This window comes from Bifidobacterium aerophilum (assembly GCF_010667685.1).
Lineage (GTDB): Bacteria > Actinomycetota > Actinomycetes > Actinomycetales > Bifidobacteriaceae > Bifidobacterium > Bifidobacterium aerophilum.
Genome location: NZ_WHZW01000038.1, coordinates 1 through 5,762, shown reverse-complemented (window position 1 = coordinate 5,762; position 5,762 = coordinate 1). Strand labels below are relative to the sequence as shown.

At 63.5% G+C, this 5,762-nt stretch carries 6 protein-coding genes; all 6 read right to left on the bottom strand.

Annotated elements, in window-relative coordinates; translation table 11 throughout:
* On the bottom strand, positions 1-521 hold a 521-nt coding region (locus tag GFD25_RS11760), incomplete at its 3' end, for a DUF4355 domain-containing protein (protein ID WP_239512567.1).
* A 101-nt stretch (positions 522-622) separates the two neighbouring features.
* Positions 623-889: a hypothetical protein gene (locus tag GFD25_RS11755; protein ID WP_163233050.1), complete on the bottom strand. Its 267-nt coding sequence runs from the start codon at positions 887-889 to the stop codon at positions 623-625.
* The gene (locus GFD25_RS11750; RefSeq protein ID WP_163233048.1) at positions 886-2,586 is read right to left on the bottom strand and encodes a VG15 protein; all 1,701 of its coding nucleotides are present in this window, start codon (positions 2,584-2,586) and stop codon (positions 886-888) included. Before GFD25_RS11750 ends, GFD25_RS11755 begins: the two co-directional genes overlap by 4 nt.
* Entirely contained in the window at positions 2,498-4,009 is a 1,512-nt protein-coding gene (locus GFD25_RS11745; RefSeq protein ID WP_163233046.1) for a phage portal protein, read from the bottom strand. Before GFD25_RS11745 ends, GFD25_RS11750 begins: the two co-directional genes overlap by 89 nt.
* On the bottom strand, positions 4,009-5,448 hold the full coding sequence (locus GFD25_RS11740; protein WP_163233044.1) for a terminase: 1,440 nt from the start codon (positions 5,446-5,448) through the stop codon (positions 4,009-4,011). The genes GFD25_RS11745 and GFD25_RS11740 overlap by 1 nt, the downstream gene beginning before the upstream one ends.
* On the bottom strand, positions 5,426-5,647 hold the full coding sequence (locus GFD25_RS11735; protein WP_163233042.1) for a hypothetical protein: 222 nt from the start codon (positions 5,645-5,647) through the stop codon (positions 5,426-5,428). The genes GFD25_RS11740 and GFD25_RS11735 overlap by 23 nt, the downstream gene beginning before the upstream one ends.
* Between the last annotated feature and the right edge of the window lie 115 nt (positions 5,648-5,762).

Sequence of the window (5,762 nt, the reverse complement as noted above, 5' to 3'; positions counted from 1 at the left end):
TGTTCGAGGTCGGACGGGGCGCGGTTCGGCTGCCGGCCGGGATCCGGGACACGCGGCAGCTGCCGGCCGGTCTTCGATGCGACGTACTCGCCGATCGCCTTCGCATGAGCCTGCATGGATTCGAGACTGTCGCCGACGATGAGATGAGCGGGCAGGCCGGATTCCTCGGCCACCTGCGAGCGCCACTCGCTCGCCTGCTTCTCGGCCTTGAGCTGGTCGAGCTCCTTCTGAAGTTTCGCGGTGCGGGCTTCGGCCTTCTGCGCTTCGCTCATCTGGCTTTCCTTGAGCTGCTGCAGCTCGTCGGCCGCGGCCTTGTTGTCCTTGGCGCGCTTCTCCCACTCGCGCGAGTGGGCTCGCTCCGTCTCGAACTTCGCCTTCCAGTCGACGTTCTCGCCGTTGCCGTCGCCCGGTGCGGACTGGCCGCCGTTCTGGCCGTCGGCGCCGCCCGGGTCCGCGCCCGAGTCGATGAGGCGCAGATGGCGCGGCATGCGCAGGTACCAGGGCTGGTTCATGTTGAACATGGTGTTCTCCTTGTTGGGTCGGGCCCGTTTCGGGCATAAAAAAACCACCCGTGCGGGTGGTTGAAAATAACAGTTAAGCCGCCATTATGGCGGCTTACAAATCAGATGACGGCACCTTCGGGGACCTTGTCCCATGGGCGGGGCTTGCCGGTGATCAGGCATTCGATGGCCATCTTCTTGGCCTCCTCATCATTCCGCGGATTCTTCGGATCGTTGAAATGGTAAATGGAATCACCATCGAACTCGCCTGCATAGCAGGCGAGAATATCCTCCAAAGGCAACGCGGCGAATTCCGGGGACGCGTACATGTCCTTCAGCGACGCGTAGTCGGCCGGGTCGGGGTAGTATCCGGGGTCTCCTGGTTTCATGATGCCATGCTCCTTATCATGTCTTGGAACATTCTATAGCTTTTCGGGAAGTAACTCACGAACAGCCTCCAAGTGTTCTCGTTGGCGAGATGCCCGGAGAGCATTTCGGCGAACGCCTCCGCCTCCACTGGATGGTCCTCGAAGTATCCGACCTCATGTTTCATCAAGGAGTACGGGTGCCATCCGTCCTTCAACGCGAACTCGAGGATATCGTCCACATCGAAATCCGCGTTCTTGCCCTGCGCGTGGATTTCGTCGGCGAGCGCCTTCATGGCGATCTTATCGTCGATGTGTTCCTCGAACAGGGCATCGTCGATAAGGGTAAGAACCGTGTTTTTATGTTCTTTTGAGCCCATGTATTTGGGGATTTCGCTGTGTTTGATGAGACCGAGGTCGGCGAGCTTATGCAGATAACGGCCTTCCGCGTATCCGCGTTTGCCTACTTCGTGGCGGATGCTTTCGAGTTGGCGTTGGATGTCGGGCCATGCGTTTTTCCGTGCGGCTTCGAGTGCGTTGTCTCCGTCTTGTTTGAGGAGGTCCTTGAAGCCGTTGCCGTTCCTGTCGCGGTAGGTTTGCGAGTAGTATTGTCGGCCGTTGCCTTGAAGCCAGTCGAGCATGTGACCGGTTTCGTGGAAGAACGTCTGGTATGGTGCGTGGCCGTCCGGCGCGTCGGTGAGATGGTCTATGTCGAGGCTGATGCCGCCTTTCACACGGTTGAAGTTCGGGGTGCCACCGTTGTGCGCGTCTATGATGCGATAGCTGTTGGCGTGGTCGACCCACAGGCGTGCGGTCTTGACGTGTTTGCTGTCCGTGAGCAGTTGAAGTATGCCTGCGATGTCATCGGTGCTGAGGGTTTTGTACAGGTCGCTGTCGATGCTGATGCCCAGTGGCGTGCCGTCCTTGAGTGTTACCGCGTAGATGCGTCTCATGGCTGACAGCGCGTCGCCGTCGTAGCCGTCCGAATCGCTGACGGCCTTGGCGGTCTGGTACATGCGGTTCCACTCGCCCTGCTGGGCGAGCAGTCTGGGGGTCTTGCCCCAGCTGGGCACGACGGCGCAGTGGCAGTGGCCGTCGTGGAAGCTGCCGCCCAATCGGGCGGTGTCCTCGCTGAGGTAGGCGAAGCCTCGGCTTGCGAGCATGACGCAGAACGCGCAGGGTCTCATACCGCCGCAGACGCGCGCCCATCGTGGTTTGGTGGGGTCGGTGCGGATGTTGCGTTGCATGGTCAATCGGCCGGCGGTGTTGATCATGTCGGCGATGAACTGCTGCGCGTCGTCCACGTTGCTCAGGCTCGGCCACAGGCCGTCGATGGTCATGCCCGCACGGCTGCGGCCTTCCATGACCTGCTTGTAGGTCAGGCCGTTGAAGTCCGTGTTACTGAAGCCGCCCTGCTGCTGCCAGAGCACACGTTCCGGTTCGATCAGATCCGTATGGTCGAAGTCGGGCATCGGCTCGTCGGATTGTTCGCCCCACAGGCCTCGCAGCTGGTCGTAGTAGTCGTTCGCCAGCTGCGAGGCGTCTCGCGTGTACGAGTTGACGAGCTCCCTGATGTCAAGGTCGCCGCGGCGGATCGCGGTTTCGATGTCCTCGGTGGCCGCGTCGGTCAGGTTATCGAGATTGTCCTGATAGTCCTTCTGCGCCTGTTCCAGCAGTCGTCTGAGTTCCGGTGAGGCCGGCAGGTTGTTCAGACTCGCCATCGCCGGTCACCTCCTGCTGCTGGGGTAGGGTGCGCTGCTTCAATTGCTCGATGCTTTTCTGCGCCTTCATGCGCTGCTGGTAGGCGCGGAACGATTGGATCTCGCCGAACGTCAGGCCCGCCTTCATGAGGCCGATGTCGGAGTCCGCGAAATCGGCGTTGACGCCGGCGACCTTCGCGTAGTAGTCGGCGCGTGCAGCGTCGGATATCTCGCGTGTGGGAGCCCATACGGGCGTGATCCTTGCGAGTTCCTCGACGGGCAGGTTCAACGCCATGCCGGCCACGTCCTTCAACGCGCGGGAGAACAACCGGTTCTGCCGGTCCGCCTCACGCGACAGTTTGCGTTCCGCGGCGGCCATGGCCTCCGCGCTTGCGGGGTTGTCCATCGTGATGCCCAGGTCGTTGACGGGCAGGCTGGTTTCCGAGGCGACCATCATCGCGAGCGTCTTGAGCATGTCGCTGTGGGGTTGCATGGAGGCCTGCTGGATCTGCTGCAATGTCGGGATGTTGTTGTCCACGTCGCGGCTGACCGCGTTGATGGACGAGATCAGGCTCCGCCACTTGTCCGCGCCCAACGCGTCCCGGTCCAATCCGAGGAACCAGAGCTTCGGCGCCGCGTAGAATTCGGCGTTGCCTTCCATGCGCACGATCGTGCGGAACGCCGCGTCCGTCAGGCTCATGAGCGGCCGGCTGATGCGGGAACGGCCGAACGGGCGGTTGAGCTGCGGATCGTAGGAGAACGCGATCACGCTGGGCCGCCCGTAGTTCGTGACCAGCGTGGTCGCCTTCCACAGGCCCGACGTTTTGCGGCACACGTACACCCTGTCGGCCAGCCACACGTTGAACCCGGTTATCGTGCCGTCACGGTCGGCGTCGGTGATGGTCATCGCGCTGCCGATCCGGTTGTCGTACGTGTCCCAGATCGCCGACGACCAGTCCGCCGAGCGCGGCGTGACCTTCGCGAGCCCGTCCCCGTCGCGGCTGATGGTCAGGAACGCGCACGAATGCGTGTACGCGCTCACGACGGTCTGCGATACGACCGAGTCCAGCGAGTTGCGTTCGAACAGGCCGGCCACGTCCGACGCCAAGCCCTCCGACGAGCCGCCGTCCACGCCGAACCCCTCGAACGCGCTCAGATCGGCCAGCGCGCGCACGGCCTTGGCCGGCCACCCGACCGGCACCATGTAACCCTTGCTGATATTTCCGGGGATGGCGATGCCGAAGTTGCGCAGGTTTTCCTTGGCGGTGTAGTAGAGGGTGCGCAGCACGTTGCCACCCTGCTTGTCATGCCAGACCTTGAGCAGGTCCATGACCGTGTCCCAGTCGGATTCGTCGATGCCGTCGACGTTGCGCGCGTCGGGCAGGGTGCTTGCGGCGAGGAACGGTTTGCCGCCCGCGGCGGCGACCATGTCCGCACTGACCATCAGATCATCATCTCCTGTCTGCGGTTGGGGTCGCGTTTGGTCACCATGGTCCCGTAGAGGGCGAGGGTGACCGCGACCAAGGGGGATATGTCGATGTCCGAGCCCATCTTGTTCCAGCCGACCGCGCCGGACTGGCCGATGGGCCGGGTGACCGCGTTGGCGACGGCCGTGGCGAGGGCGGGCGAGTCCCCGTCGGGTAGGTGGGTGAGCTTACGGGCGTTGAGCATGTCCTGGAACATGCCGCACGCGCGTCCCATGTCCTGCGCGTTCGTGACGATCGGCCGCACGTGCCGGCTCTTGAGCTCCTGCAGCAGCGCGGCGGCGGGGCTTTGGGCGTCGATGACGACGCTCGCGGTCTTCGGCCAGTGTTCGGCGATATGGTCGACGGCCCACATGGTGCCGTTCTGTCTGGTGGCGCGGAATTCGCGTAGTTCGACGTGGACGGTGCCGTCCGGATGGCGGATCGCGCCGCCGATCGCCAGCGACGACCGGTCGGGCGCCATGTCGAGCGCGTAACCGACCAGCCCGGTCTTGTCGACCGACTCCGGCTCGACCGTCGCGGCCTGCCACGCCGTGGGATCGATGGCGCGGCTGGCCGTGGTCTCGTCCCAGATGCCCAATGCCTCGCGGCGGAAGCTGTCGTCGGCCATGAGGTTGCGCATCCTGAGGATCGCGGTCTCGCTCGTGCGTTTCGGATAGCTGGGGTTGGCCTTGGCCCATTGTTCGCGGTCGTCCTGGTCGGCGTCGCGGTCGGCGGCGAGTTCGACGTACACCATGCCGTCCGTGCCGTTGATCGCCGCGGCTCGTTTTTCCTCGAACACCTCGGACTGATCGCCCGGCTTTGGAGGATTGCCGAGGAATACGACCAGCGGGTCGGGGCTGACGTTGACGATGGGGAGCATGTTGTCCAATGCGCGCACGGTCAGGATCTGGGCCTCGTCGAAGATCTCGACGTCCACGGAGTGCAGTCCTCGGCCGAACCCGTTCTCGCGGGCGCCGAACATGATGCGCGAGCGGTTGCGGAACGTGATCTCCTGCTGGCCGTTCGCCCGTCTGATGCGTTCCACATGGCGGGCGAGCAGCTTGTTCTTCGCCAGATCGCACAGGTCGGCGAACGTCTCATCCGACGTGCGCGTGTGGTGCGCGGTCCAGATGACCTTCAGTCCGGGATGCAGGACGCACTTCAAAAACATGGCGGTGCCGAGCGTGAACGTCTTGCCGATCTGCCGGCACGAGCTGACGACGGTGCCGCCCTCGCCGCACGCGTATTTGCCATCCGCCCGCCGGGCGAACAGGAGATAGAGCAGTCCCTGCTGCCACAGGTCGTACCGGATGCCGGCCTTGAGCGCGACGCGGTTCAGCTTGGTGAAGTCGCTCGACACGATGCCGGACGGCTGCACGAGCCGCTGGGCGATCTCAGACAATCGACGCTCCGGCATCCTCGTTCACCTCCGTGCTGTCGTCTTCCAGGTCGAGCAGGTCATCGCCGCCGGCCATGTCGTGGAGCTTCTCGCATACCTGCACGTAGCGGACGGCGATGTTCGAAATCGCGGTCGCCGGCGTTTCTGGATCGTCCAGGTAGTTCTTCAGCTGGTCGCGCACGTACCGCAGCTCGTCCTCGAGACTGCCGTCCATCATCCGCTCGAACTCACGCGAGTTCAACGGCGGTGCTGGCGCGGACCGTGTTTGCTGTTCTGATGGAGGGGTGGGAATAGTTAGAGGCTTCTAGGCAGAATGGGTGGTGCCTAAACCT

Excerpts from the sequence above, each read along its gene's own strand:
- GFD25_RS11755 (WP_163233050.1), bottom strand. The coding sequence starts at position 889 with ATGAAACCAGGAGACCCCGGATACTACCCCGACCCGGCCGACTACGCG.
- GFD25_RS11750 (WP_163233048.1), bottom strand. The coding sequence starts at position 2,586 with ATGGCGAGTCTGAACAACCTGCCGGCCTCACCGGAACTCAGACGACTG.
- GFD25_RS11745 (WP_163233046.1), bottom strand. The coding sequence starts at position 4,009 with ATGGTCAGTGCGGACATGGTCGCCGCCGCGGGCGGCAAACCGTTCCTC.
- GFD25_RS11740 (WP_163233044.1), bottom strand. The coding sequence starts at position 5,448 with ATGCCGGAGCGTCGATTGTCTGAGATCGCCCAGCGGCTCGTGCAGCCG.
- GFD25_RS11735 (WP_163233042.1), bottom strand. The coding sequence starts at position 5,647 with ATGATGGACGGCAGTCTCGAGGACGAGCTGCGGTACGTGCGCGACCAG.